A 25,566-nucleotide genomic window follows, 5' to 3' on the forward strand; every position below is an offset into this window, starting at 1 on the left:
CAACGATTCACCTCGGGGCGATCGTGTTTCAGGATTGCAGTGTGGGTTGCGGCTTGATCGCCAGCACACTGCAAGGTGCCCGATGCAGCAGCTGTTCGGCGGTGCTGCCTAACAACTTGCTCAAGCCGTGGTGCTGCACTGTGCCCATGACAATGACGTCGATCTGCTTGTTGATGGCGAACTCGCAGATACTGCGCACCGGCGCGCCCTCGATGAAGTGCCGGCATGAGGCCGGCACGCCGTGGCGCTCGGCCAGGGCCGTAAATGCCTCATGCTGCGCAGTGCCCAGCGTTTCATGGATCCCGGTGGCCAATGGCAGTGCGCCGAACCCCATGTCCGTGGCGTAAGCCGCCGTCCAGTCGTAAACATGCACCACATCAAGACTGGCATCGCACTGCGCGGCCAGTTGGGTGGCGGCATCGATGATTTGATCGTTGAACAGGCAGTCCTGCTCTTCGCTGCGCAAGACATCGACGATGGCCAGCACACGGCGTGGGCGCGGATGAGTGTCGTCGGTCACCAAATGCACCGGCACCGGGCAATCGCGTAACAGTTGCCAGTCCAGCGGGGTGTAGAAAATACGCTCCAGCACGGACTCGTGCTGCACATCCTTGATGATCAATAGCAACGGCATCTCGTTGATGAACTGCAGGATCTCGGCGAAGGGATCCTGAACCCACATCACCTCGCTGGTGACCATGATCTGATGCCTCGCCAGCAATGAAGCCTGCTCTGCGAGCCACTGCCGGTGTGTGCGCAGATAACCATCGCGGGCGAGGCGGATCTGCTCGGGGGCAAACAGCCCTGCCACTGCCAGCGCCTGCAAGTAGTCGAAGGCCACGATGTGCAACGGCAACTGCATGGCCTGGGCCAGCGCAGCCGCGCGCTCGAACGCAGGCGTGTGCTCCATGGCGCAGGGAGCGATCAACAGTAAACGCGGAATCTGTGACATGGGATACCTCGGCATGCGGCCAGCCAGGAGAAACAGTCTTCAGGGTGAATGCTGTGGCCACTGGCAGCTTGATCTTTGTCAGCAAGAGCACCGATTGCGCTCAAAACAGCACAGTGCCCGCCCACATGGCCAAGGTCAGCAATACCTGGCCCGGGATCACGCAGGCAGCGAAACGCCTGCCGCCGCTGACCCACGCCACCACGCATTTGCTCAACGAGTTACTGCTGACGGCAATCAGCGCTGGCACGACTATCGAGTCATAAGGCACCTGGCCCGCCTTGGCCAGGCTGGCGATGGACGCTGTGGCAGAGTGCGCATCGGCAAAGCCCGAAAGCATTGCGGTAAGCCACAGACCCGCCTGACCAAAGTGGCTGAGCATGGCCGAGGAGACGAATGTGATGCCGGTAAGAGTCAGTGTCACGATGACCGCGAGTTTCAGATTGAACGCCCCTGCCGTGTCGACCGGTTTGCTGCGGCTCCCTCGCGTGGGGTCGGGAAACATCAGGCAGGCGCCGTACAACAACGTAGCGATCAAGCCGAAAAGCAGTGGCGTCCATACACTGTTCAGCAGATTCGGATCAACCATCATGAGGATCAGTCCGACCTGTATCACCGTTGCCAGATTGGAGAAAATCGCAGCGGCGCTGAGGATGCGGATGTTGCCCGGCTCATGGGCAAGGCGTTGGCCCATGGTCGCGATCGTCACGGTACTGGAGGCGAAGCCGGATGCAATCGCGCTGATGACGTAGCCATAGCGCGAGCCCAAAGCGCGCACGGCAATGTGGCCGAACGCGCCGACCAGCATCAGCAACACCGTCACGGTACAAATGGTGCGCAGATTGATCGCGGCGTACGGGCCGATATATCGGTCCGGTGCCAATGGCAGTATTACCAGCGCTGCGATCAGCAAGATCAGGCCATCACGCATTTCCGCGTCGGACAACTGGCTGTTGGCAAAGTGATGCAGCGTCTGGCGATACGCCAAAAGGCCCGCAATCACTACGCCAAGGGCAATGGCCAGCGCCGGCGCGGTTGCGCACAACGCGCCCAGGATCAGCACCGCGATCAACGCCACCTCGCTGGTCAGCCCAGGGTCGTCGCTTTGACTACGCCAGTACGCAACGCTGGTCAGCAACGTGACACAGCCGGCGACAATCCCCAGCAGCAGGCCACCGCCGACCTGTAGCGCGACATACCCCAACAGCGCGGTAATGGCGAACGTGCGCAAACCGGCGCAGTGTCGCGCATCGCCGGTGCCCTTGTGCCGTTCACGCTCAAGACCGATGAGCATGCCGATCCCCAACGCCGCAGCGGCGCCGGACAGATCAAAAACCTCATTCATGATGGGTAGCGTCCCACAGGGTCTGCGACCCTGCTCTGCATTCGGCTTACGGCGAGCATTCAACGCTCACGGCCATTCGGCGCGCCGTTGCCGGCCGCGCTGGCAACGGCTGGGCAAACGCATTCGGCCACTCGTGAGGGGCGTTGATACGGGCCTCAAGCACCTCGACAAATTCCTGCGCAGCCTTAAGGCTCCTGAAGCCCACATCCCAGTCATCCATGTGCACGACCCAGCCATGGGGAGCGTGTTTTTCAGTGATCTTGATGTTCATGGAAACCCCGGTTTCAGCGGCACGCCAAGGTGCTTTCAAGGAGTGATTGCGACTTTCATGACCCCGTCGCGTTGATGAGCGAACAACTCATACGCCTGCTCGATGTCGTCCAGTCTGAAACGGTGAGTCACCAGCGGTGACAGATCGACGGCGCCGCTCTGCACCACCGCCATCAGGCGCCGCATGCGCTCCTTGCCGCCGGGGCACAGGGTGGAAACGATGCTGTAATCGCCCAGTCCGGCGGCAAACGCGCCGAGCGGGATGTGCAGATCGCTGGAATACACCCCGAGGCTGGACAAGCGCCCACCCGGGCGCAGCACCCGCAATGCCGACTCGAACGTGCCTTGGGTGCCCAGCGCTTCGATGGACACATCCACGCCACGGCCATCGGTCAACGCCATGATCTGCTCCACCACATTGCCGTCCTTGAAATTGACGGTATGGGTCGCGCCCAGCTGGCGCGCCATGGCCATGCGTTCGGGCACCGCGTCGACACCGATGATCGTGGTGGCGCCCTTCAGGCGCGCTCCGGCCACGGCGCAGAGGCCGATGGGACCCAATGCAAATACTGCGACAGCGTCGCCGATGGCGATCTCGCCCCGCTCGGCCCCCGAGAACCCGGTGGACATGATGTCCGGGCACATCAGCACCTGTTCATCGCTCAACTCATCGGGGATCGGGCACAGGTTGGCCTGTGCATCCGGCACCAATACGTACTCGGCCTGGCAACCGTCGATCGTGTTGCCAAACTTCCAGCCGCCAATGGCCTTGAAGCCGTGCCGGGTGTCCGGGCCGTCCTGCGAGCCGCAGCCACACAGGCACGCGTAACTGTGCCCGCTGGGGGTGATGGCACCGGCGATCACTCGCTGCCCTTCGATAAAACCGCGTACTTGCGAGCCCAATCGCTCAATGATGCCGACCGGTTCGTGGCCGATGATCAGTCCTCTTGCCACAGGGTATTCGCCGCGCAGGATATGTACGTCGGTGCCGCAAATGGTGGTGGTGGTCACGCGGATCAACGCATCCAGCGGCCCGACCTCGGGAATCGGCTTGTCATCGAGCACGATGCGGTTTTTTTCAATGAATATTGCCGCTTTCATGGTGGCCATGATGACTTTCCCTCCGCCGACAGGTGAGTGCAGAGCAGAGCTTGAGCCGCGGCGACAGGGTCGTAGTTGATAATGGTCAACTATCCGAGGATCAGTGGTCTTGCTCGACCGTACATCCGCTCACGACCACGCGCTGATGTCTGGTTGATAAATATCAACCCCGGCCTGCTGGCTAACTCCAGGATAAGCGCATGCGCCACTACTCACTCCAGGCATGCAGCGCAATGCTTGGGTGACTACCTCGGGAGTTCTGTCATGTCTGAGCAATCGCGTTTCATGCTGGTCGTGTCGCCGCTGATGAAAAACAGTCCCGCATTCGACCGCGCCGCCGCACTGGCCAAAGCGTCGGATGCCGCACTGCATATTGTCGCGTTTGATTATCTGGAGGGCCTGGCGACCGCAGGAATGGTCAACGAGCAAGCCTTGGAGCAGATGCGTCTGGGCTATGTCGAACGCCATCATCAATGGCTCGAAGACCAGGCCCGGCCGCTGCGCAAGATCGGAGTGACCGTCACCACCGAGGTCGTCTGGGTGGACAATCCTTTGAAGGAGATCCTTATCCATTTGAAGGAACAGCCGATGGCCGCCCTTATAAAGGCTCTGGAGCACGAATCACTTCTGTCGCGGCTGATGTTCACGCCGCTGGACATCCACCTGTTGCGCGAATGCCCAGTGCCGCTGCATTTTGTCAGCCACGCGCCGCATGCCTTACCGCGCCGCATCGTTGCAGCGGTTGACCCGTTCCACCGTGACGGCCAGTACGAGGGGCTCAATGACCGGATCCTGCGCGAGGCGGCAAGGCTGGCGAGCACCTGCCAGGCAGAACTGGACGTCATCTACGCCCACGACCTGTCATCGCTAGGCGCCGCCGAATTCGGTTTCGACAACGCGTCGGCGTTCTTCTCCTCCAGTGCTGCGCGCAAGCTGTTCGACGCTCAGGGCGAAGCGTTCCAGGCCTTGGCGCAACGCAACAATATCCCGGCGCAGAACCAGCACATGATCCTGGGCGATCCCGCCAAAGTGCTATCGAGCTATGCGGATGCTTACGAGGTCGATGTGATCGTGATGGGTCGCGTAGCTCGTCGGGGAATCGGCAGACTGGTCGGCAGCACCGTTGAGCATCTGCTGTACAAAATGCCGTGCAGCGTTTGGGTGGTAGCGCCCGAAACGCTGGCGCCCGGAACAGCTTGAATGGCAAAGGTCATCAGTAGCCCGACTGCTTTTTTCCGCAACCGCAATGGCCCCGGACTGGAAATGGCGTTAGCATTTCACTCATTCGGCTGAACAAGCCTGTTTATTCAGATCAGGGTTGCATTGTGGAAAAGCTAAAACGCCTTCAAAGCGGGATCGAAGGGCTCGACGCGCTGCTTCAGGGGGGCTTTGTCGCGGGCGCCTCGTACATCATTCAAGGGCGTCCGGGCTCCGGCAAGACCATCCTTGCCAATCAGCTCGGATTTCACCACGCCCGAAACGGCGGCCGTGTGCTGGTCGCCACGTTGCTGGCCGAGTCCCACGACCGTCTGTTCCAGTTTCTGTCGACCATGAGTTTCTTCGACGCCTCGCGAGTCGGCGCCGAAATTCAGTTTGTCAGCGCCTTCGATACGCTGGAAAACGAAGGCCTCGATGAGGTAGTGAAGCTGCTTCGGCGCGAAATCACCCGGCAGAAGGCGACCGTCATGGTCGTCGACGGCCTGCTCAACGCACGTTCCAAAGCCGACTCGCCGATCGATACGAAAAAATTCATCTCTGAACTGCAAGGCCATGCCGCATTTGCCGGTTGCACCGTGCTGTTCCTGACCAGCTCGCGCCTGGACGACGGCAGCCCCGAGCACACGATGGTCGACGGCGTCATCGAAATGGGCGAAGAGCTGTTCGGTACCCGTTCCGTACGGCGCATTCATTTGCGCAAGACTCGCGGCAGCGGCGCGTTGACCGGTCTTCACGAGTGCGAGATCACCGATAACGGCCTGGTCGTCTACCCGCGCCTCGAAAGCCTGTACAAGCGCCCTTCCGCCCCTGACAGCGCGGACATGACGCGCATCCCAAGCGGCATTGCTTCACTGGATGACATCCTCGGTGGTGGCTTGCACAGCTCCAGCGTGACGCTGGTCATGGGGCCTTCCGGGATCGGCAAGACCACGCTGGGTCTGAAGTTCATCGCACAGTCGACGGCCGAAGCGCCGGGCCTGCACTTCGGCTTCTATGAAAGCCCGCAGCGGCTGCGGCTGAAAGGCCGTTCGCTGGGCATTGATATCGAACACATGGAACACAGCGGTGCGCTGAGCATTGCCTGGCAGCCAACTACCGAAGGCTTGCTGGACGGCCTCGGCGCACGCCTGCTGAGCCTGGTCGATGAAAAAGGCATCAAGCGCCTGTTCATCGATAGCCTCAGCGGCATGACTCGGGTTTCAACCACACCGGAACGCATCACCGACTTTTTCAGCGCGCTGATGAATGAGCTGCGATCCAGAGGCGTTACGGTGTTCGCCTCATGGGAAATGCGCGATTTGTTCGGCTCCGAGGTCAGCGCACCGAACTCCGACCTGTCCAGTATTGTCGACAACCTGATGCTCATGCGTTTCTTTGAGAATCACGCTGAACTTCACAGGACGCTTTCCATTCTCAAGATACGTGATAGCTCCTACAACCCGTCGCGGTTCGAGGTGGTTATCCGTGATCAAGATGTGTTCCTGGAAAAGGCTTTGAAAAATGAACCTTCAGTCACAGCTGAGTCATTGCCTGGTTCAATTTCGTAAGTCTGCAAGCGGGTTGAAATAACATGACCACCATCCTGGTAGTCGACGACGAGTATCTGATTGCTGACATTCTTGGCTTTGCGCTTGAGGATGAGGGCTTCATGACTGTGACCGCGAGCAATGGCAAGAAGGCTCTCGAAGTGCTGGAAAGAGAACGTCCAGCCTTGGTCATCACTGACTTCATGATGCCGGTCATGGACGGCCTCGAATTCGCCGAAGCCGTACGTGCCCAGCCGTCCGTCAAACACTTGCCGATCATTCTCATGAGTGGCGCGCAAGCGCACATCGGCATGCAGCGTTCGGATCTGTTTGATGTGGTGGTGCCCAAGCCGTTTGATATTGCGGTGATTGTGGCTGAGGTAAAGAGGCTGTTGGGCTCATAGATACTCGACGACAAAGGCAATTTCGGCATTGGCATCGCCCGCTCGCATTTGCGCATTGGAAGGCTCGATGCGCACGAAGCGGGCTTGCAAGGAAACATATGCATTGCCGCCTTGCGATGTGGGCGCTTTCATTATGTAGTTCTGATTCAGCTTGAGTGTCGACTTGTCACTGAAGCGCATCTGCAATGCCAGACCTTTGGCAGTGGAATTACTGTTCAGATTTACCATGCCAGTACCAGCGTCCCACACAGGGCTGCCCGCAGTGGGTGAGAAGGAAAACCGGAAGTTGTTAATTCCTGTGGGACAGTTTTTCATATTGAGAGAAAAGTATTGCTCCTTGGCAGATGCGCCGTTCTCGGGGAAATCGCTCAAGTTATAGCTGCCCATATCAACTTTCACATCGGGTGTTTCGCAAGACTGTGAGACCACCCGCGTGCCGCTGGTATTCATTGCCAAAGGCTCGATTTCAGCAGCGACAAATGTCCCCAGTTGGCCTGAAGGTATCGTCGCACTGCCGGAAATAGTGCCCGTCTTTACAAAACGCAAGATGTGCTCCGAACCATTCCAACCCCAACCGCCAGCAGTGTCGGTAGTTCCTGGAAAGCCCTTCCACGCTTTCCCCGATGGCGGTCGGACCCATTGCCAGCCGATTCCGGTATTCCCAATAGGAAAAATCTCCACGCCCGGCTGAGTAACGCCGACATTATTGCGCACACCTTCATTGTGCACTGCAGAGCACCTGAACGAACTGGGAATGGAACCCAGCGTCACGATCGGACTTTCATAGATAACCGTGCCATTCGGCGCGTCACGTGGTACCGAGAGAGTGGCCGGCAGTATAACCCGCATATTGCCCATGGAATTGTCCGGATAAAATTCGCATACCGCCGCCATTGCGTTTGACGACAGCATATACAAGAGCCCGACAATTAATACACGGCACAACTTCATAACACTCTCTCTGACTCTACCTAGCGTGTAAACAACTGAATGGCTGACGTAGCCACACCTATTTAATTGGCAGCAAAATCACCACGACCGGAACGAGAAGATAATAAAAAAAGAACACTTGAGCAAAAATTTATTTATTCAATAACAAGACAATTCTCATAGATTTATAACCAGCCAGTCAGACCTGAAAAATCTACAAACAGACACGCTATTTAGCATCACACTTACTCAGCGCAAATAACTAAAGCCAATTTAAGACTCGTCTTAAAGGCACAGTGGAACTCGGCCAGTACCCTGACTGTTCTTGATAGGAGAACAGATTCCGTGAGAGCCCTCGATACCCTCAATAGCGCAAAACCCCACAGCAACGCCGCCCTCTACTGCCTGACGATTCTGGCACTGGCGCTGATCGCCATGACTGTCGTCGCCGGTTATGAGCTCAACAATCTCTTTCCACTGAAGGCCGTGGTGCAACAGCAGGAGATCCAGCTCAAGCAGCGCTCCGATACCATCCAGTCAATGACCGCTGAACTCAAGCGTCTGGCGGAACAAAAGCAGGCCCTGGAAACCGACCTGCTTACCGCGAAGGAACAGGCGAAGGCCGCCGAGGCGGCAAAGACCGAACTCGAAAACACTCAACGCGCAGCACAAACCAGCGCGGCGTTAGAGGATGAAGACTCACTCTGCGCGATCATCGAGCAAAATATCCGACTCGTAGCGGACCAACTCAGTCGCGACGACTTCTTTCGTCTGCGTGATGAGCGCGAAGCTGAAGCCGAAGCCGTGCTTGAAAGCTATGAAAAACAACTCGCCACCTGCATTGAACAACTGACGGCACACACCGAATCGCCAACACAGAGTTGAGTCAGCACTCGTTGCGCGCTGCGCTTGATCGCGGATCAAAAAAGCCCTGGCAATCAGGGCTTCCCGTTAACGTCTTAAAGCTTGAATTCCTTGGTCAATTTATTCAGCGATGCCGCCAGTTGCGACAGCTCCGCCGATGCAACTGCCGTCTGTTTCGACCCCTCTGCGGTTTCACATGACAGGTCACGAATGCTGATCAGGCTGCGGTCGACTTCCCGCGCAACCTGAGCCTGCTCCTCGGCAGCGGTTGCCATCAGCAGGTTTCGCTCGTTGATGAGATTCAGCGAGCCAGTGATGTCGGTCAGCACTTCGCCGGCGATATTGGCCATTTCGAGCGTTCTCTCGGCCTGAGCGCGGGTGTGGCTCATGGAGGAAACTGCGCGGCTGGTGCCCGACTGAATGGAGCTGACCATGGACTCGATGTCCTCGGTCGACTTCTGAGTACGCTGCGCCAGCCCTCTCACCTCATCGGCAACCACGGCAAAACCGCGACCCGCCTCCCCCGCCCGCGCTGCTTCGATCGCTGCGTTCAAGGCAAGCAGATTGGTTTGTTCGGCAACCTCTCGGATAACGTCCAGCACGCTGCTGATATCGCTCGCCATGGTCGATAGCGCCTGCACCTCAGCCGAGGTGCTGTGCACGCTGGACACCATCAGATTGATTGCGGCTACCGTGTCGCTAACCTGGCTTCGACCGGCGACGGCTGCCGCACTTGATTCCGACGTCAGCTGCGAGGTCGATGCGGCGTTGTCTGCAACCTGCTCCACCGCTGCACTCATTTCAGTGACGGCGGTGGCGGCCATTTCGATTTCATGGCTCTGACGTTGAGTGATACGCGAGATATCTTCAGTGACGCCGTGCATGACCTCCGAGGTCTCGGCCAACTGCGTGGACGAATCACGGATCATGATCAGGGCATCTCGCAGGCTGGTTTGCATCGCCGCCAATGACGACAGCATTTGCGCCGCCTCATCAGAGCCATCCAGCGCAATGGTTTCGCTCAGATCATTGGCGGCGATGCATTCCGCTACCCTCAGCGAGCCTGCAATCGGCACGGTCAGACTGCGGGTATACAACACGGCCAGGGCCAACGAAGCACCGATCGCGATGAGAATGAACACACTGACGATCAACAGCGTGTGCTCATAGACATTGTCGGCCTGCTTGCCCGCCTCATAAGCTTCTATCTCGTTGAGAGCAATCAACTTTTTGAGCGCGACCTGTACGCCATCCGACGCCGCACGCATCTGATTCCTGGACAGCGCAATGGCCGCTTCAAGCTGCCCGTTCGCCACTGTTTCAAGGTATTGGTCCTGCGCCTGATCGTTGACCTTCTGTGCTTTGGCAAACTCCTCGAACGCCTCGCGCCCGGCGTCAGTCGCCAGCAGGTCAATGAGCGCACGCTGATGATTTTTGATCATCTGACGCGACTGCTGGATGTCAATCAGGGCCTGCGCTTTGCGCTCACTCGTTTCAATGGGATTGCGCAAACGAGCGTTGTTGCCCTTGATTTCGACGAACTCTCGATCGAGTTGGCCGAGCAGCTTGATACTCGGCACGATCGTCGTCTCGACGTACGTTTCTGCCTTGTTGAGCAAGTCGACTTGCTGCAGGGCGATCAATCCGATCGCGATAATCATGAGACAGAACAAGCCGAAACACAGCGCCGAACGCGGCGCGAGATTGAGTTTACGAAGCAGCATGATGCCTTACCTTAGAGTGTATTCAAGACAATGGGGTAAACGAGTGGGCAGCAGAGCGGCGCTGCGGTATAGCGCCTCGGCGCATACCTGGATCAACGCGGGAAGGTGCGGTAGCTAGCGGTTGGCGCACGGAGAGAGTGTGGAGTTGGTCGAGGCCGGCTCCGCAATTTCCTTGAGCGCCGGGTCGGCCAGCATCAGAAAATCTGCCAGTCGCGGCAGATTGATTTTCGAGACCAGGCGCATCCAGCGTTGCGGATGCGGGTTGAAGAAGGTCTTCGACCACTGGTGATCATCGTTGGGATTGAAAATCAGCAAATGACGAATCAGCGGGTTTTCCCCGAAAAAGTCGAGCGGATCCATCGCCATCTCGCTGAGCAGCTCAGCATTGACGACGACCAGGCTCAACCGTTGAGGGCAGTAATACGTCAGTATTTTCAGGTCACGATAAGTGCAAACGTTCAAGACGCTGAGACAGCCCAGCTTGTTGAACTGCTGTTCGATTGACAGACCTCTGCGCACATCGCTATCGGCGATCAGGATCCGCAAGGATCGACTGCGGTTATTTTCAAGAAACATCGGGCACCTTTGGCAGCTCCATTCTTCCTTTCAAGAAAATAACCAAGGGCCAACCTGTCTGATATGAGACTTGTCTCAAAAATGAACGCAGGGATAGATGATAAAAAGCCACACCTTGACGACAGCCCACGCGATCGGCGCATGGTCTGGCTCAGAAAGTGTTGAAGGAGGGATTTTGCAACGCAGGGGAGTGGCGACAAGCCAGAAGCGCGGGACGGTTCTGTGCGAACCAGACAATTCTCATTATTAACGCCCCTTTTTGTCAGTAACCTTGAAACAAGGGGCGCAGACTCATTCTTTCCAAGCCATCAAGGCAGCGTCATCGTCACTACGTAATTACCGCTCGTTATCTGGTGACCCTTGTTGTCCGTGAGCAGCAAGCGCTGGTCGTAATAATCGTCCTGCTCATGAGTATCGGCAATCACCTTCACAAACACCTGCTGGCGCGACTCACCTCGCCCTGCCGCACTGACGTTGTTCACGGTAAAAATCTGCCCGGTGCTTGCCTGGGGGCAATCAAGCAACTCGACAGAAGAATGGCTGGCGCCACTGGCAATGCAACTTGCCTCGACAATTCGACCGCTGAAGCGAATCACTCCGCTGACCGGCGCAGACTGGGCTGCGCTGACGGTGTCAAAACCGAGCAGGCAAAGGCAGGCAATCAATAAAGGACGTCGAATGATCATCGCGAAACTCCATGGTTATTAACCAAGGTATCGCCCGCTGCAAAATGATCTTTAACGTCAGCTTCAATGCAAGGCCAGTCGGATGGTCATGAGCCGATACGTTTACAGCTCGATCCGTTTGATTTTCTTGATCAGATCAGCCTGTGCATGCTCCAGCTTCAATGCACTGCGATTGAGGTCCAGCGGATCGATAACAGGCGCCTCGCACTCGGCTTCAAGCTCGTTACACGCCTCAATGACCTGATGCTCGGCAACAATGCGCGCCGCCCCCTTGATGCGGTGCGCCAGGTCAGCCAACAGCCCGGGATCGCTTTCGGGTATTAGCGAATGCAACTCCTCCAGATCCTTTTCGCAACTCGACAGCGCCTCGCGCAGAAGTTCTTTCATCATGTCGAGATCGCCTCCGGTGAGCTCGTCAAGACGCTCGCGAATCGAACCCAGCTCCTTGATAGTCGCCGCAGGCGGGCTTTCAAATGGCTGGGTTTCAACATTTTTTCCCAGCCTGCAAGCATGATCGACAAGGTGCCGAGACTGATCGGTTTGAACAGACAATCATCCATCCCGGCCTCCCGGCATTTCACTTTTTCTTCCGGCTGCGCGTTGGCCGTGAAGCCCAGTACGATGCACGGCGATCCACCACTTTCGCGTTCGTCCTGGCGAATGGTGCGGGCCAGCTCATAGCCGTTCATGACCGGCATGTTGCAGTCCGTGATCACAATGTCGAACGGCTCCGAGCGCCACAGCGCCAATGCCTGGGCACCGTCGGCGGCATCACGCACCGCCTGGCCAAGGAAACTCAGCTGCTGCGTCAACAGCAGGCGGTTGGCGCTCTGGTCATCGACTACGAGAATCCTGAGTGTCGGTACCGGTTTGTCCTGAACAACCGAAACAGGCAGCACTTTGCCGCCAAGCGGGCTGAGAATATTGAAGAACAGCGACACTTCCAGGCAGGTGCCTTTGCCAAGCGTACTGGTAATGTTCAGCCGCCCGCCCATCAATTCGCACAATGAACGGGAGATCGCCAGTCCCAGACCGGTGCCGCCTCTGCTGGAGGGGCCATGATTGGCTTGGGAAAACGGCTGGAACAGATTCTGCAGATCGGCGCTGGAAATGCCGATGCCGGTGTCCTCGACCTTGAGGTCGACCTGTAAGCGTTCGTCAGCGAGACGTTGGCCGCGAATCGAGACGGTGACATGACCGGTGTCGGTAAACTTGATCGCGTTGCCCACCAGGTTCGAGAGCACCTGCTGGAAGCGCATCGGATCAACCAATACGTCACAGCCGACAGTGGCGTCGATGTCGAGCTTAAGCACCAGACTCTTCTGCCTGGCCAAGCCGTCGAACACCCGCGCCACGGATTCGACCAATTCGCGCAGGTTGGCACGTTTCGGCGAAAGGCTGACATGGCCCGATTCGATGCGTACCACATCGAGGATATCGCCGATCAGTTCCAGCAGACCTTTTGCCGAGTCGTATGCCACTTCAATCGCCGGCCGATCGAAGTGACCTTGCTCGGCACGCTTGAGGGTAAGTTCGAGCATGCCGATCACGGCGCTCATCGGCGTACGAATTTCGTGGCTCATGGTCGCCAGGAACGTGGTTTTGGCGCGGCTCGACTCGTCAGCCAGCTCTTTCGCCGAACGCAACTCCTCGATCAGTTCACGGCGTTCGCTGATATCGATCCAGCCGCAGATCACGCCTCTGACTTCACCCGCCGTGTCGTGATACGGCTGGATCCAGTGGTAAATGATCAGCCGCGTATCACCCACATGCAGCGTGCGATCCACCTCGTAAGGTTCGTCCTGCTCGATGACGCGCAGGTAGTCGTCGTGAAATTGCAACGCCTCCTGACGATTGCGCTTGCCGCTTTCGAGCACGGTCTTGCCGATCACGTCCTTTTCTGACAGGCCAAATGTTTGCAGATAATTATTATTGCAGGTCACCAGCCGACCTTCCCGGTCACGTACGTAAATGGGATGCGGCGTGCCGTTGATCAGCGCCCCCATGAACTTCAGCTGATCGCCGAGCAAGCGCTCTGCACGACTGCGTTCGCGAATCTGCCGACGGATGTAGAAATTCCACGCCAGCGATCCCAGGATAATCAGGAACGCGCCAGCGCTGATCTGGTAGATCAGCGCCTTGTAATCGCGCCACGACAACCCCGAAAACGCTGCAATGGGACGCCACCTGTTGAGGATTACGTCCAGCTCATCCGGCGGAATGCTCAGCAGCGCCTTGTTCAGAATGCTGACCAGTTCGGTATCGGCACGCCGCGCGGCGAAAGCGAGGAAGCCTTTGTTCATGCCGACGATGTTGGAGATACGCAAGCTGTCGCTGTAGATGTGGGCGATGTAGTAGCGCGCACTGTGCAACGTGGTAATCATCGCGTCCGCTCGACCGTCCTTCACGTCAGCCAAGGCGCCCAGAACTGTTTCGTTATCAACGATCTCGATGTCGGGGTAGTCCTTGAGCAGCTCACGCTCAGCCGAACTTTCGGGCACTGCGACGCGCTTGCCGCGCAGCTCCTGCAGGCTTGAAGGCGCGCCTGCGTCCTTGGTGGTGACGATCACAAAGGGGCTGGCAAGGAACGGATGAGTGAAACGCATGCCGACTTCCCGCGAGACCGTTGGTGTCAGCAGAGAAATATCCGCGCTGCCATCCAGCAGACGCGTGCTCAGACTGGAAAAGCTGTCGGTGCGCTCGACATTGATCTGCAAGCCGGTACGCCGCTGGATGAGCTCGAGCAGATCAGCGCCGATCCCGCCAAAGTTGCCGTCACCATCAAAGAATGCAAACGGTGCCTGATCGTCATTGATCACGAACCGCGCGACCGGATGCAGCTCAAGCCAACGTGCTTCGCCGGGTGTCAGGTCAATGCGTTTGGGCGTCAGCGCCCCGCCGCCGCCCGACCAGCGCTTGGTAATTTCGGCAATCTTCGCATCACCCAGCGACTCGAGGGTCGAATCGATCAGACGCAGCAATTGGTCGTTGCCCCGGCGCAAGGCAAAGCTGAAACCGCTGGTTTGGGTTTTGACGAAAGAGTGCAGCCGCACATAGTTGAAGTAGTTGAGGTTGATCAGGTAATTGCTCGACACCGTATCGCCGAGAAACAGGTCGACCTTGCCAAAAGCCAGCGCAGCCAGTGCCAACTCGTTCGATGGAAAAAGCACGAATTCGGCGTTGGGGTATAACGCGTGTAATTGACTGGAAGGCAGGTAATCGTCGGCAACCGCAATACGCAAACCGGCCAGATTGGCCGGCATCGGGCGCCGATCATCACCGCGCATGAACATTGCCGGCACGTCTTCGACATAAGGCTTACTGAGCGTGACGAGGCCGTCGATCAACTCGAAACTGTTGGAACTGCCCAGCATGTCGATGTCGCCACGCTCGAGCGCCGCCATGGCGTCGCGACGGTCGGGATAAGCCTTGACGGTAACTTCGACATGCAAGGCCTGACCGATAATGCAGGCGATGTCGGCGGCTATTCCCTCGTACCGCGTACCGCTGGCGGTCATGACATAAGGCGGGAAATCCGGAAGCGCCGAGCCCAGCACCAGACTGCGCTTCTGCCGCAGCCAACTCCAGTCTTCATTGGCCAGATCGACCTGTAGCTCCTTGCAGTCAGACCGACCGAACACCTGCAGAGTGCGCGGCTCTGCTGCCCACAACGACCCGCTACCGAACATGACAAGCACACTGACTAGCAAAACACCGCGCAACAGATGAAACATAAGCGAGTTATCCCTGGTTGTCCGCCGTCAGGCTGTGCTGCAACTTGAACAGCTCCGCATCACCACGAATGCCAAGCTTTTTGAAAGCGGCCTGTTTTTGCCCGCTGATGGTTTTGCGACTGCGCGAGAACTTCAAAGCGATCTGCGTCACTCCCATCCCCTCGAGGCAGCAGCGCAATACTTCTTTTTCTTTCGGTGACAGCAGAGGATTACTGAGGAAGTCGTCGCCGTGCGCCGCGCCATCATCATTGGCACCAGCAGGTTCGTCGACCGACGCAGGCAGCACATCGAGTTCGAAGGCCATTTCCGGCGACAGATACAACTGGCCGGACGCAGCACTGCGGATGGCGGTGATCAGGTCATCGACCGACTGCGACTTGCCGAAGAATCCGCTGACGCCCGCCCCGATCGCCATATTCACTACCGCCGGGCGCTCTTCGGAAGATGAGACAAGGATGCGCATGCCCGGATATTGCTTGCGCAGCAGGCGGATCAGATTAAGCCCGTCCAGCTCCCCATCGTGCAGTTTGTAATCGAGTATCAGCAGGTCGATGTCGATTTCGCGCAATCCGGCGAGCAACTGCGCGCTGCTGCCATACACACCTACGACACTGAACTCGGCTTCGCGCGTCAGCCGCGACTTCATCGCCAGACGTATGAGCGAGTGATCATCAAGGATGGCAACGCGTAACGGATTCACGACTGACCAATGCATGAACAGCTCCATGATGAAGAGTGTTGGAGGACCATCAGCACTTGGCAACCGCAGCAAATCCCGGGCATTACCGAAGCATTCAGGTGCATCTGATTGATTTCTCGGCACATGATGAGTGTTTTGAAGGCGTGACGAAATAGGGCTTTGTCCCAAAAGTCAGAATGCCGCTTGCATCAACGATCGGATGTGCCTATTGCGCGGCGCCAGGACGACTTCTGGCCTTCGAAACGCCAGTCGACCAAATGCGCCCAATTCATCGGGCGAGCATAGAAGAAGCCCTGCCCCCACTGACAACCAAGCCGCGCCAGATGCTGAACCTGATCTGCGGTTTCAATACCTTCTGCCACCACGCGCATGTCCAATTCCCGGGCCAGGGCCAACGCCCCGTGGATGACCGCGCTGTAGCGCGCCTGATGGAAATTCTGCACGAAGCCGGCGTCGAGTTTGATTTCGTTGAACGGCATCTGGCACAGCCGCTCAAGTGAAGAATAGCCGACACCGAAATCATCGATTGCCAGACTGAAGCCGAGCATGCGCAGACGCACCATGTTTTCCATGCTGATCTCGGGCATCTGCAGCAGGCCGGTTTCCGTGAGCTCGAAAATGAGCCCAGCTGGCGAGGCGCCATGGATGCGCAACAGCGCCTTGATCCGGTCGACAAGATTCGGATTGGCCATCTGCGTCACGTCGAGATTGAACGCCAGCTTGAACGGCTTGCCGTGAGACTGGACGAAGCGCTGCAGACTCAAGCCTTGCGTGAGCAGGCTGAAAAACATCTCATCGAGCAGCCCGCAGCGCTCGATCGTCGGCAAGAACATGCCCGGCGAAAGCAATCCACGACTGGGGCTCTGCCATCGCACCAGCACCTCGGCGCCATCCACTTCACCACTGCGCAGATGAAATTTGGGCTGGAAGTAGGCGCGAAACTCCTGCCGACGAATGGCTTCGAGTACCTCACCCTCTGTGGGCTGATCAAGCTGACTTTCTGCCACTTTGGCATCGATCTGATTGTGCGGCCGGTAGCGAGCCAACAACGGCGCCAGCACATCGACCATCAACGGTTTTCCGACACTGCCAAGCAACTCAAGCCCCTGCAACGTGACGATTCGATCAACCGTGCGCAACAAGTCTTCAGGCAGTGAACTGCAGATGATCACTGCACGAATCAAACCGGCCTCTCTCGCCAGGCGCAAGAACGTCAAACCATCCATCCCGGCCATGCTCAAGTCACACAATGCAACGTCCACGCCTCCAGCCTGGGATATCACAGCCAGCGCATCCTTGCCGTCAGCCGCCTGAAAGATATTTTTGTACCCCAGACTATTAAGCGCACTGACTGCCGCCGTGCGCTGAAAGGCGTGATCTTCCAAGACCAATATACGAAGCGTGTTCACAAACCTGGAACCTCTTTCTATCAGTCGTTAATAGCGAAAGTCTGAATAATCTTTCAAGCAGGACGCCCGCTCACAAACTTTGCGTTGACTGAGAATTTCTGCATCCGCGAATACTAGCCAGACAAAGACCGCACGACTTTGAGAATTGTCTTATTTGGTTCGCTGCACCATTACCGCAAATATGAATACGCCACTGCCATATTACTGACTGGCTCGCACCTTTATCGCTTTAAGACAAATCCCAAAGACCCGCCACCACCGCACACCTAATATGGCCTGGCATTTCAATGCAGCACTTCACAATAACTTCGGATATAAACATGAAAAAGTTCGCTTTCGCAGTACTCACTCTTTCCGTACTGGCTGCCTCCACTGGTGCAGTGGCTGAAGAAGAAGCCGCTAAAGCTGTCAAGGGCGGCAGCGGTCAAATCAGCTTCACCGGCGTTATCAACAACGACGCCTGCTCGGTAGACGGCGCTTCGGGTAACGACAAGATGATTGCCGTGGACATGGGCAGCGTGTCGATCAAAGACATGGGCACCGACTCTGCTCCGGGCGCCGGTCGTGTGGCCGCCAACGATTTCAACCTGAAAGTGAACTGCAACGCTGGCACCAAGGTTTCGATGCTGTTCAAACCAACCGTAAACGGCGGTTCGGGCCTGGTTGATGGCAAGAAAGTTCTCAAGCTGCAAGGTACCGATGCGGCCAAAGGCGTAGGTATCGCGCTGCTGGACAGCAATGGCCAATTGATCGACCTGAGCTCCGAAGCCACCGCCAAAGTGCAGACCAGCCTGACTGGCGACGGCACCACTGGCGGCGACGGCACCCTGTCGTTCGCAGCCGCTTACGTCACCACCGGCGACAAGACCACCGCTACTGCCGGTACCGGTAACGCCACTCTGCCGTTCGTTCTCGAATACGAATAAGCAGCCCGCAATACCTGGACGGGGCCGCTGTGCCTCGTCCTTCCCGACCAGATTAATCGGTGAAATCTATGTTAAGTCGCTACTTTCCGCTTTGCCTGGGGCTTGCCGGGGTGTTGATGACGCACTCGGCATTCGCCAGCATCTCCTTGAGCTCCACCCGGATTATCTTCGATGGCGCGCACAAAGAGGCGAACGTCACCGTGCGCAACGGCGGACAAACCATCCTCGCACAATCGTGGCTCGATGCCGGCGACACGGCTGGCAGCGCACCGCCTTTCGCTGTTACTCCACCACTGGCCAAACTTGAGCCCAATCAACAGCAATTACTGAGGATTCTTTATGAAGGCCGCGGCATGCCTGCGGACAAGGAGTCGGTGGTATGGCTGAACGTGCAGGAAATCCCCCAGGCCAGTGCTGCCGATGTCAACACGCTGCAATTGGCGGTACGTCAGCGCATCAAGGTCTTCTTCCGCCCGGACGGACTCACCGGTGATGCCGCAAAGGCACCGGAGCAACTTGCATGGCAATTGGTCACTCAGGCTGGCAAGTCGGTGCTGAAAGTAAAAAACCAAAGCAACTACCACGTGTCGCTGGCGGATCTGAAAGTCGTTGCAGGGAAAAAAGCGGAATTGGTAATTGATTCGACAATGATCGTTCCAGGGGAAGTTCGCTCATTCAATCTGAAAGATCTGCCAGCTGGTACTTCGCATTTGAGTTTTTCAGCAATTAACGATTACGGCGCACAACAACGATTCGATGCACCACTAAGCGTTGCCGAAAGCCATGCCGAGCGCGTGAAAGATGCCTCCGCCCAGTAAATCCCCCACCCCACCCTGCCAACTTACAAGCTATTCACAAGTTCCGGACTCCGGTTGAAGCAACACGGACTGATAAGGCAAATTGCATGTTTTCCTCCCAACACCACACATCTACAAGTTGTGTAGAGCATCACGTTGCGCGCCATAAAAACAAAACGGCGTTGGGCTGCCTGCATCCATTGTGCTTTGCAATCAACATGGCCATCTGTGGATTTGCCATAGGTGCCGACGCGCCGGCCGCGGTAGCGGGTGAAGCTTTCAATACATTGTTTCTTGAAGGTTCATCAGCGGTCGATCTGCAACCCTTGTTGAATGCCAACAGCGTACTGCCGGGCCAATACCGCGTTGACGTTTTCAGCAACGGCACGCTGGTCGGTCGACGCGACGTCGATTTCGCGGCCAACCCGGTCAACGGCAAAGTCGAGCCACGCATCACTCTGGAACTGTTGCAGCAGCTGGGTGTGGACATGCGCAAACTTCGTGAGCAGGGTCTGGTTGACGAGCAACACCCTGCCGATCACTACGACCTGCCTGCAATGATCGAGCAAGCCAGTCTCAATTTCGATGCCAACCGCCTGCGCCTCAATATCAGTGTGCCGCAGGTCGCCATGGCGCGTGGCATGCGCGGCTATGTAGATCCAGAGCTTTGGGACCAAGGTGTGGCCGCCGGTTTCATCAACTACCAGCTGAGCAGCACCCGCAGCAAAACCGATTACTCGACGCAAATTTCCAACAACCTCGGGCTTCGCAACGGCCTGAACCTGGGCGCCTGGCGGCTGCGCAACGAGTCCAACCTGAGCAGCTCCACCGGCCGGCCCAATCGGTTCGTCAGCAACCGCACCTTCATCCAGCGCGACCTCACGGCGATCAAGGGGCAACTGAGTGCGGGGGAAATCTTTTCCGATTCGGATCTGTTCGACAGCGTGCGCTATCAAGGCGTCAAGGTGGCCTCTGATGAGGGCATGCGCGCAGACAGCGAGCGGGGCTATGCGCCGATCATACGTGGCGTTGCTGAAACCAACGCCACGATCGAGGTCCGCCAGGATAACTACATTCTCTACACCACCAACGTGCCGCCGGGTCCGTTCGAGATCAGTGACATCTATCCATCGGGCTCCAACGGCGATCTGGAGATCACCATTGTTGAAGCAGATGGACGGCGCAAGGTCACCCGACAGGCATTCTCCGCCCTGCCGACGATGGTGCGTGAGGGGCAACTGAAATACAGCCTGTCGAGCGGCAAATTCAACAACAACAGCGAGGGCTATGACAAGCCCGCCTTCCTCAGCGGCACGTTCGCCTACGGCTTGACCAGCAACCTGACAGGCATTGCCGGCCTTCAGGCCAGCAATGGTTTCAAGGCGATTTCAGTCGGTGCGGCGAAGAACACCTCGATTGGCGCAATGTCCCTGGACGTGACGCAATCGTCCAGCAAGGCATTCGGCAAAACCACCCAAGGCAGCAGCATACGCGCGCTCTATGCAAAGACCTTCACCGGCACCGATACCAGCTTCACCCTCGCCGCTTATCGTTATTCGACCGAGGGTTATCGCACGCTGACCGACCATGTCCAGGACACCAGCTCCGGGGCCACCCGGCGCCTGGGTAATTCCAAAACCCGCACCGACCTCACGGTCAACCAGACTTTGGGCGAAGCACGCCAGTTCGGCTCGCTGTACCTGAACGCCAGTGACCAGCGCTATTGGGATCGCGGTGGCTCGCGGAGCTTTTCCGCCGGCTACAACAACAATTGGCGCGACCTGAACTACAACATCAGCCTGAGCAAAACCCAGGAGTTCGGCGCGCGCGGTGACACCAGCAACGACACACAACTGAGCGTCTCGATTTCGTTTCCGCTCGGTTCGACACCCGCGCACCGCGCGCCTACATTTCCAGTAACCATCAGAACACCGGTACCAGCACCCAAGCCGGGATCAACGGTTATCTGACCGAGGACAGCGACACCTACTATTCCGTGCAGACCGGGCGCAGTGTCCAAGGCGATCGATCTGGCTCGCTGAGCCTGAGTACCCGCACATCGATGGGCGACCTGAGCTTTGGCTACAACCGAGGCAACGGTTATGAATCACAGAACCTGAGTGCCGCCGGATCGCTGGTGGCCCATGCAGGCGGCATCAATATGGGCCAGACCGTCGGTGAAACGTTCGGTCTGGTGGAAGTGCCCGGCATGTCGGGCGTCGAAGTCAGCAGCTATTCGGGTGTGAAAACCGGCCTGAACGGCTATGCGGTTCTGCCTAACGCGCAACCGTACCGCGTGAACTGGGTAACGCTGGACACGCGTAACCTGGGCGGTGAGATCGAGCTGGACAATGCCACCCAGCAACTGGTGCCAAGACGAGGTTCGATAGTTCTTGCACGCTTCGAAGGCAGCAAAGGCAGGCGCGTCCAGTTTGAACTGTACGATGCCAACGGCCAGCCGATTCCATTCGGCGCGGTGCTGTTGGATAGCGACGGCAAACAACTGGCATTGTCAGATCCGACGGGCAAGGCCCTGGCGCTGGTGACCAAAGATCACGGTGTCATCACCATCAAGTGGCAGGGCAAAAGCTGCCCCGTGCCGTACAAGCTGCCGGAAAAGGTCGAAGGCTTGAACTATGAACAATACCGGTTGGCCTGCTCTTCGAGCGCGAAGTAGACCGACCGCGAGCTTGTCACTCTACGCCCCCTCAACCAAAACTCAGCCCTGATGATTCAGGGCTTTTTAATGCGCAGTTTGAGCATCGCGTTGATCAATACGCTGCCCCCAGAGCTGAACGTCAGGAGACCTTCCACGGATGCTCACGCCACTTGTTCTGAAAAAACTCGATGAACACTCGTATCCGTGGACTCAAATGCTTGCGATCCGAATAAAGCAGGTAGATCGGCTCAACCACACCCGTTTTGAAATCCTCAAGCAACGGCACCAGCGTTCCCGCTTTTACATCAAGCCCGATATGAAAGTCCGCAAGCTTCACCACGCCAGCGCCTGACAGCGCCATGTCGCGCAACGGATCGCCTTGAGTAAAAGACGCGCTGGCGGTCACCGGTACCGAGACGCCGTCTCCATCCTGCAAAAATGACCATTTGTTCCACGGGCTGACGAAGCTGAAATTGAAGCAACGATGATTCAGCAAATCTGCGGGTGTGGTTGGTGTGCCGTGTTCAGCCAGGTACTGCGGCGAGGCACAGATCAGCCATTCACATTCGCCGATGCGTCTGGCAATGCGTGATGAGCTGGGCAATACGCCGCTGTGGATGGCGATATCGAGCCCTTGCTCGAAGTGATCGACGAATTGCGCGCCGAGTTGAATCTCAACGTCCAGTGAGGGATACAAATCCAGAAATTCCGGTAGCCACGGTACGATCTGGTGTTTGGCGAAAGAGGTCATGGTGTGGATGCGCAGGGTGCCACTGACCCTGGAGGGCAACGCCTCGGCCAGCGAGTCCGCCTCGTTCATGGCTTCAACGACGGCTTTGGCGCTGCGCAGGTAAGCGGCGCCCTCCTCGGTCAGCGTCAGCACGCGTGAGCCGCGCTGGAACAGCCGGACCTGCAAGCGATCTTCCAGGCGAGTGATCAGTTTGCTGACCGCTGATGGCGTCAGGTGATGGGCGCGCGCGGCAGCAGAAAAACTTCCACATTCGGTAGACCATATAAAAGCGAGCAGCTGCGAATAATTGTCCATGGCCGGTCCTGGCGAAAAGCTTGAAGGCATGTTGTCTCAACGCTTATGAAAAAGCGCGCCGAAGCGCGCTTTTTCCTGGGGTCCGGGTCAGCGAATGAACTGTTCGATGTAGTCGTCCGGCAAGCCCAGCGTCTTGTAATGCGCTCGGGCGGCTTCAAGCTTGGTGAACACATCTTCGTAACCCACGGCAACGCCCTGCGGATCGACATAAGTGTAGCCACCCTGCACGTGGAACCAGGTGATCATTTCACTCACATCCTCGGGGACGAACAGGGTATGCGTTTCACCGGGCGGCTCATAGGCAAAAGACCCCTCCTCCGCGACCCAGTCATGCTCCAGGTAGTACCAGCGACCCTTGAGCACGATCGCATGCACGCCGCCGGTATGGCGGTGACGCGACAGCACGCCGGCCTGACGCACCCGCAACAGGTTGATGTAATAGCCGCCGCTGGTGTTGAGCAGCAATGGCTTGAAGGAGACAGATTTTGTTACCGGCACCCACAGCGCATCGTCTTCGAGCCACTGCGTCATGACGCCCGGGTGCACCATGTCGGGCGTCATGAAGGGAACTTGCGGCAACTGATACGCAATGGCGAGTTCATCAGGTTTAACAGGAGTATTCATAGTCAGGCCTCTCGGTTTTTTTGACGAATTCACAGCACTTGATTGCGCCAGGATTTCGCTTGAGGGAAAGGTTATGGCGTCGCTGTACGGGAGAAAACAGCTACTTGGTCACACCTGTTGTGACGCAGGATCACAGCGTCGCGGGCGGGTTCGCGCAGACTCTGACCAGCCGTGAACCAAGGCTGTCAGCCGCCGCCAATCCTTCCACCAGGCGCTGGTAGTTCAAGGGCGGTTGCATGTTTCTGGCGTAAGCCGCCGATAAGGTTGCGTCCACGAGAATATTGATCTGCGCCGTCGTCAACGGCGTGCGCTGACCCAGTTCAGCGAACGTCACGGGCAGCTTCACCGCGTGCAGCAGACGCGCGACCTGTTCAATCTCTTCGGCCGGTCGCGCCTCCACCGCCATCTGCACCAGCGTGCCGAACGCCACCAGTTCGCCATGCAGCATCGACGCCATCGCCGGTATCGCGGTCAGCCCCCGAACCAAGGCATGGGACAGTGACAAACCACCGCTCTCGAAACCGACACCGCTAATCAGCACGGTGCCTTCGATGACCCGCTCGACATCATCGGTGAGTTCATGTCGACACACCGCCTGATAAGCCGGGACGCCGTACTGCATCAGCGTGTCGAAAACCAGGTTGGTGAGCATCAATGCCGTGTGCAGCGGCGGTGTACCGAAAGAGTTGTGGCCGCCGGCGGCGTAGCACTGTCGGGCTTCGAATTTCTTGCTGATGGCATCGCCAATCCCGGCCGCGAAGAACCGTGCCGGCGCCTGAACGATGACCTCTGTATCGACAATCACCGCAGCGGGATTCATCTTCAGGAACTCCACGCCCACCACTTTGTGCTCTTCGTCGTAAAGCACGATCAGCCGACTCGTTGGCGCGTCACTTGAAGCGATCGTGGGGCAGACAATGATCGGTACGTCGAGATTGGCCGCCAGCCCCTTCGCCGTATCGATGGTCTTGCCACCGCCCAGCGCAATGATCGTGTCGGGGGCGTGCAGCAATGCCTGCTCGGATAACTGCGCAATCGCAGCGCGCGTGCACTCGCCGGGAAACTCGATGTGCAATGGCTCCAATCCCTGGTCCTGCAACGCGGCGCCAACCTGCGGCCATAGATGCCGGGCGACAAACTCATCGCAAAGCACCAGCGGCCGTGATCGGCCCATGTCGTTCAGCACTCTGCCCAATTGGTGCAATGCATTCGGACCCTGCTCGTAGCGCCCGGGAAATCCCATCGTTTTAACCATGACAAACGTCCTCGCAAGAAGTCATCAGCGCATCAACCAGCCGCCCGCGACATCAACCACCTGGCCGGTAATGAAGTCGCTTTCGCTTGACGTGAGAAAACACGCCGCCCTCGCCACCTCAAGCGGTGTGCCCAGCCTGCGCAGCGGTGTCTCGTCGACCACGGTTTGATTGGCCTGGGCCGATACGGTCTTGAGCAATGGCGTTTCGATTCGTCCAGGTGCCAGCGCATTGGCGGTGACACCGAACGGCCCGAGTTCGCCGGCCAGGTGGCGGGTAAAGCCGATGATTGCGGCTTTGGTCGCACTGTAGTGCGCTGCGACAATCGGCAAGAACGCGCTGCCCGCCACCGAAGACATATTGACGATGCGCCCGAACCGGCGCTCGACCATGCCGGGCACGAGCACTCGCACCAGGTTGAAGGAGCCATTGAGGTTGATATCGACAACCCGCTGCCACTCATCCGGTGCCATGGTCCAGATCGGCGCGGGTGCGCCGTGGTGTTTGGGCGAAATGCCGGCGTTGTTGATCAGCGTATCGATGGGGCCGAGCTCACCTTGCACGCGCTCGCATGCAGCAGCGCAGTCTTGAAAACTCGCGACATCAGCCTGCGCCCACGCGACCGCAAAACCCGCATCACGCAACGCCCCGGCCTGCTGTTGCACCTTGTCGACATCAGCGTCGAGCAGCGCCACGGCTGCACCTTCTTCGCAATACAACCGCGCGATCGCCGCACCGATGCCACCACCGGCACCGGTGACCAATACGGTGCGCCCGGCGTGTCTGGAATGAGTCATGACCTTCTCTCGCTTGCAGATAAATGGAC

22 protein-coding genes and 1 pseudogene are annotated in these 25,566 nt (G+C 57.8%); 7 read left to right on the top strand and 16 right to left on the bottom strand.

The features are described from left to right. Positions 1 to 28: 28 nt before the first annotated feature. The 4 genes from ACZZ0K_RS11180 to ACZZ0K_RS11195 all read right to left on the bottom strand — a co-directional run bounded on the left by ACZZ0K_RS11180 (position 29) and on the right by ACZZ0K_RS11195 (position 3,674). On the bottom strand, positions 29 to 952 hold the full coding sequence (locus tag ACZZ0K_RS11180; RefSeq protein WP_252883741.1) for a universal stress protein: 924 nt from the start codon (positions 950 to 952) through the stop codon (positions 29 to 31). Between the two features lie 100 nt (positions 953 to 1,052). Continuing rightward, positions 1,053 to 2,294: an MgtC/SapB family protein gene (locus ACZZ0K_RS11185; protein ID WP_258708116.1), complete on the bottom strand. Its 1,242-nt coding sequence runs from the start codon at positions 2,292 to 2,294 to the stop codon at positions 1,053 to 1,055. Between the two features lie 46 nt (positions 2,295 to 2,340). Next, entirely contained in the window at positions 2,341 to 2,565 is a 225-nt protein-coding gene (locus ACZZ0K_RS11190; RefSeq protein WP_252880043.1) for a hypothetical protein, read from the bottom strand. Between the two features lie 35 nt (positions 2,566 to 2,600). Further along, positions 2,601 to 3,674, bottom strand: coding sequence for an NAD(P)-dependent alcohol dehydrogenase (locus tag ACZZ0K_RS11195; protein ID WP_041478745.1), 1,074 nt, complete (start codon positions 3,672 to 3,674; stop codon positions 2,601 to 2,603). 255 nt (positions 3,675 to 3,929) lie between these two features. On the opposite strand from ACZZ0K_RS11195, the gene ACZZ0K_RS11200 reads away from it, so the two are divergent. The 3 genes from ACZZ0K_RS11200 to ACZZ0K_RS11210 all read left to right on the top strand — a co-directional run bounded on the left by ACZZ0K_RS11200 (position 3,930) and on the right by ACZZ0K_RS11210 (position 6,813). After that, the gene (locus ACZZ0K_RS11200; protein ID WP_150742044.1) at positions 3,930 to 4,865 is read left to right on the top strand and encodes a universal stress protein; all 936 of its coding nucleotides are present in this window, start codon (positions 3,930 to 3,932) and stop codon (positions 4,863 to 4,865) included. Between the two features lie 125 nt (positions 4,866 to 4,990). Continuing rightward, positions 4,991 to 6,430 (top strand): ATPase domain-containing protein, encoded by a 1,440-nt coding sequence (locus tag ACZZ0K_RS11205; protein ID WP_041478782.1) that lies wholly within the window; start codon positions 4,991 to 4,993, stop codon positions 6,428 to 6,430. A gap of 23 nt (positions 6,431 to 6,453) precedes the next feature. Further along, a complete protein-coding gene (locus tag ACZZ0K_RS11210; protein ID WP_016774585.1) occupies positions 6,454 to 6,813 on the top strand; it encodes a response regulator in 360 nt (119 codons plus the stop codon). Here ACZZ0K_RS11210 and ACZZ0K_RS11215 read toward each other — a convergent pair. After that, positions 6,808 to 7,764: a fimbrial protein gene (locus tag ACZZ0K_RS11215; RefSeq protein WP_095179880.1), complete on the bottom strand. Its 957-nt coding sequence runs from the start codon at positions 7,762 to 7,764 to the stop codon at positions 6,808 to 6,810. The two genes, ACZZ0K_RS11210 and ACZZ0K_RS11215, sit on opposite strands and share 6 nt — an antisense overlap. Positions 7,765 to 8,088: 324 nt before the next feature. Here ACZZ0K_RS11215 and ACZZ0K_RS11220 point away from each other — a divergent pair, with 324 nt between their 5' ends. Then, a complete protein-coding gene (locus tag ACZZ0K_RS11220) occupies positions 8,089 to 8,628 on the top strand; it encodes a hypothetical protein (protein WP_095179878.1) in 540 nt (179 codons plus the stop codon). A 74-nt stretch (positions 8,629 to 8,702) separates the two neighbouring features. On the opposite strand, the gene ACZZ0K_RS11225 is transcribed toward ACZZ0K_RS11220, so the two are convergent. The 7 genes from ACZZ0K_RS11225 to ACZZ0K_RS11255 all read right to left on the bottom strand — a co-directional run bounded on the left by ACZZ0K_RS11225 (position 8,703) and on the right by ACZZ0K_RS11255 (position 17,436). After that, the gene (locus tag ACZZ0K_RS11225) at positions 8,703 to 10,331 is read right to left on the bottom strand and encodes a methyl-accepting chemotaxis protein (RefSeq protein WP_258708115.1); all 1,629 of its coding nucleotides are present in this window, start codon (positions 10,329 to 10,331) and stop codon (positions 8,703 to 8,705) included. 114 nt (positions 10,332 to 10,445) lie between these two features. Next, the gene (locus ACZZ0K_RS11230; RefSeq protein WP_252885945.1) at positions 10,446 to 10,907 is read right to left on the bottom strand and encodes a hypothetical protein; all 462 of its coding nucleotides are present in this window, start codon (positions 10,905 to 10,907) and stop codon (positions 10,446 to 10,448) included. 308 nt (positions 10,908 to 11,215) lie between these two features. After that, entirely contained in the window at positions 11,216 to 11,593 is a 378-nt protein-coding gene (locus ACZZ0K_RS11235; protein WP_016774580.1) for a type 1 fimbrial protein, read from the bottom strand. Between the two features lie 102 nt (positions 11,594 to 11,695). Continuing rightward, positions 11,696 to 11,983, bottom strand: a complete 288-nt coding sequence (locus ACZZ0K_RS11240; RefSeq protein ID WP_463559103.1) for an Hpt domain-containing protein — start codon at positions 11,981 to 11,983, stop codon at positions 11,696 to 11,698. Continuing rightward, positions 11,980 to 15,282 (bottom strand): transporter substrate-binding domain-containing protein, encoded by a 3,303-nt coding sequence (locus ACZZ0K_RS11245; protein WP_463559104.1) that lies wholly within the window; start codon positions 15,280 to 15,282, stop codon positions 11,980 to 11,982. The genes ACZZ0K_RS11240 and ACZZ0K_RS11245 overlap by 4 nt, the downstream gene beginning before the upstream one ends. A 52-nt stretch (positions 15,283 to 15,334) precedes the next feature. Beyond that, a complete protein-coding gene (locus tag ACZZ0K_RS11250) occupies positions 15,335 to 16,042 on the bottom strand; it encodes a response regulator transcription factor (protein ID WP_258708205.1) in 708 nt (235 codons plus the stop codon). Positions 16,043 to 16,215: 173 nt separating this feature from the next. Beyond that, entirely contained in the window at positions 16,216 to 17,436 is a 1,221-nt protein-coding gene (locus ACZZ0K_RS11255; protein ID WP_095179872.1) for an EAL domain-containing response regulator, read from the bottom strand. Positions 17,437 to 17,756: 320 nt separating this feature from the next. On the opposite strand from ACZZ0K_RS11255, the gene ACZZ0K_RS11260 reads away from it, so the two are divergent. The 3 genes and pseudogenes from ACZZ0K_RS11260 (at position 17,757) to ACZZ0K_RS11270 (ending at position 21,836) form a co-directional block, all read left to right on the top strand. Continuing rightward, a complete protein-coding gene (locus tag ACZZ0K_RS11260; RefSeq protein WP_258708113.1) occupies positions 17,757 to 18,362 on the top strand; it encodes a fimbrial protein in 606 nt (201 codons plus the stop codon). A gap of 68 nt (positions 18,363 to 18,430) precedes the next feature. Next, complete coding sequence (locus ACZZ0K_RS11265; protein WP_041478776.1) at positions 18,431 to 19,180, top strand: fimbrial biogenesis chaperone; 750 nt, start codon at positions 18,431 to 18,433, stop codon at positions 19,178 to 19,180. Between the two features lie 197 nt (positions 19,181 to 19,377). After that, positions 19,378 to 21,836 (top strand): annotated as a pseudogene (locus tag ACZZ0K_RS11270) (fimbria/pilus outer membrane usher protein). A 121-nt stretch (positions 21,837 to 21,957) separates the two neighbouring features. Here ACZZ0K_RS11270 and ACZZ0K_RS11275 read toward each other — a convergent pair. The 4 genes from ACZZ0K_RS11275 to ACZZ0K_RS11290 form a co-directional block, all read right to left on the bottom strand. Then, the gene (locus tag ACZZ0K_RS11275; RefSeq protein WP_463559105.1) at positions 21,958 to 22,863 is read right to left on the bottom strand and encodes a LysR family transcriptional regulator; all 906 of its coding nucleotides are present in this window, start codon (positions 22,861 to 22,863) and stop codon (positions 21,958 to 21,960) included. A gap of 87 nt (positions 22,864 to 22,950) precedes the next feature. Then, positions 22,951 to 23,487: a 2,4'-dihydroxyacetophenone dioxygenase family protein gene (locus tag ACZZ0K_RS11280; RefSeq protein ID WP_024012829.1), complete on the bottom strand. Its 537-nt coding sequence runs from the start codon at positions 23,485 to 23,487 to the stop codon at positions 22,951 to 22,953. A gap of 130 nt (positions 23,488 to 23,617) precedes the next feature. After that, entirely contained in the window at positions 23,618 to 24,742 is a 1,125-nt protein-coding gene (locus ACZZ0K_RS11285) for a glycerol dehydrogenase (RefSeq protein ID WP_258708111.1), read from the bottom strand. A 24-nt stretch (positions 24,743 to 24,766) separates the two neighbouring features. Next, positions 24,767 to 25,537 (bottom strand): SDR family oxidoreductase, encoded by a 771-nt coding sequence (locus ACZZ0K_RS11290; protein ID WP_258708110.1) that lies wholly within the window; start codon positions 25,535 to 25,537, stop codon positions 24,767 to 24,769. Positions 25,538 to 25,566 lie beyond the last annotated feature (29 nt).

This window comes from Pseudomonas sp. AC255 (genome assembly GCF_979258175.1).

Excerpts from the sequence above, each read along its gene's own strand:
- ACZZ0K_RS11250 (WP_258708205.1), bottom strand. The coding sequence starts at position 16,042 with ATGCATTGGTCAGTCGTGAATCCGTTACGCGTTGCCATCCTTGATGAT.
- ACZZ0K_RS11275 (WP_463559105.1), bottom strand. The coding sequence starts at position 22,863 with ATGGACAATTATTCGCAGCTGCTCGCTTTTATATGGTCTACCGAATGT.
- ACZZ0K_RS11240 (WP_463559103.1), bottom strand. The coding sequence starts at position 11,983 with ATGATGAAAGAACTTCTGCGCGAGGCGCTGTCGAGTTGCGAAAAGGAT.
- ACZZ0K_RS11215 (WP_095179880.1), bottom strand. The coding sequence starts at position 7,764 with ATGAAGTTGTGCCGTGTATTAATTGTCGGGCTCTTGTATATGCTGTCG.
- ACZZ0K_RS11185 (WP_258708116.1), bottom strand. The coding sequence starts at position 2,294 with ATGAATGAGGTTTTTGATCTGTCCGGCGCCGCTGCGGCGTTGGGGATC.
- ACZZ0K_RS11245 (WP_463559104.1), bottom strand. The coding sequence starts at position 15,282 with ATGTTCGGTAGCGGGTCGTTGTGGGCAGCAGAGCCGCGCACTCTGCAG.
- ACZZ0K_RS11265 (WP_041478776.1), top strand. The coding sequence starts at position 18,431 with ATGTTAAGTCGCTACTTTCCGCTTTGCCTGGGGCTTGCCGGGGTGTTG.
- ACZZ0K_RS11235 (WP_016774580.1), bottom strand. The coding sequence starts at position 11,593 with ATGATCATTCGACGTCCTTTATTGATTGCCTGCCTTTGCCTGCTCGGT.
- ACZZ0K_RS11195 (WP_041478745.1), bottom strand. The coding sequence starts at position 3,674 with ATGGCCACCATGAAAGCGGCAATATTCATTGAAAAAAACCGCATCGTG.
- ACZZ0K_RS11180 (WP_252883741.1), bottom strand. The coding sequence starts at position 952 with ATGTCACAGATTCCGCGTTTACTGTTGATCGCTCCCTGCGCCATGGAG.
- ACZZ0K_RS11285 (WP_258708111.1), bottom strand. The coding sequence starts at position 24,742 with ATGGTTAAAACGATGGGATTTCCCGGGCGCTACGAGCAGGGTCCGAAT.
- ACZZ0K_RS11210 (WP_016774585.1), top strand. The coding sequence starts at position 6,454 with ATGACCACCATCCTGGTAGTCGACGACGAGTATCTGATTGCTGACATT.
- ACZZ0K_RS11230 (WP_252885945.1), bottom strand. The coding sequence starts at position 10,907 with ATGTTTCTTGAAAATAACCGCAGTCGATCCTTGCGGATCCTGATCGCC.
- ACZZ0K_RS11225 (WP_258708115.1), bottom strand. The coding sequence starts at position 10,331 with ATGCTGCTTCGTAAACTCAATCTCGCGCCGCGTTCGGCGCTGTGTTTC.
- ACZZ0K_RS11290 (WP_258708110.1), bottom strand. The coding sequence starts at position 25,537 with ATGACTCATTCCAGACACGCCGGGCGCACCGTATTGGTCACCGGTGCC.
- ACZZ0K_RS11260 (WP_258708113.1), top strand. The coding sequence starts at position 17,757 with ATGAAAAAGTTCGCTTTCGCAGTACTCACTCTTTCCGTACTGGCTGCC.
- ACZZ0K_RS11200 (WP_150742044.1), top strand. The coding sequence starts at position 3,930 with ATGTCTGAGCAATCGCGTTTCATGCTGGTCGTGTCGCCGCTGATGAAA.
- ACZZ0K_RS11190 (WP_252880043.1), bottom strand. The coding sequence starts at position 2,565 with ATGAACATCAAGATCACTGAAAAACACGCTCCCCATGGCTGGGTCGTG.
- ACZZ0K_RS11280 (WP_024012829.1), bottom strand. The coding sequence starts at position 23,487 with ATGAATACTCCTGTTAAACCTGATGAACTCGCCATTGCGTATCAGTTG.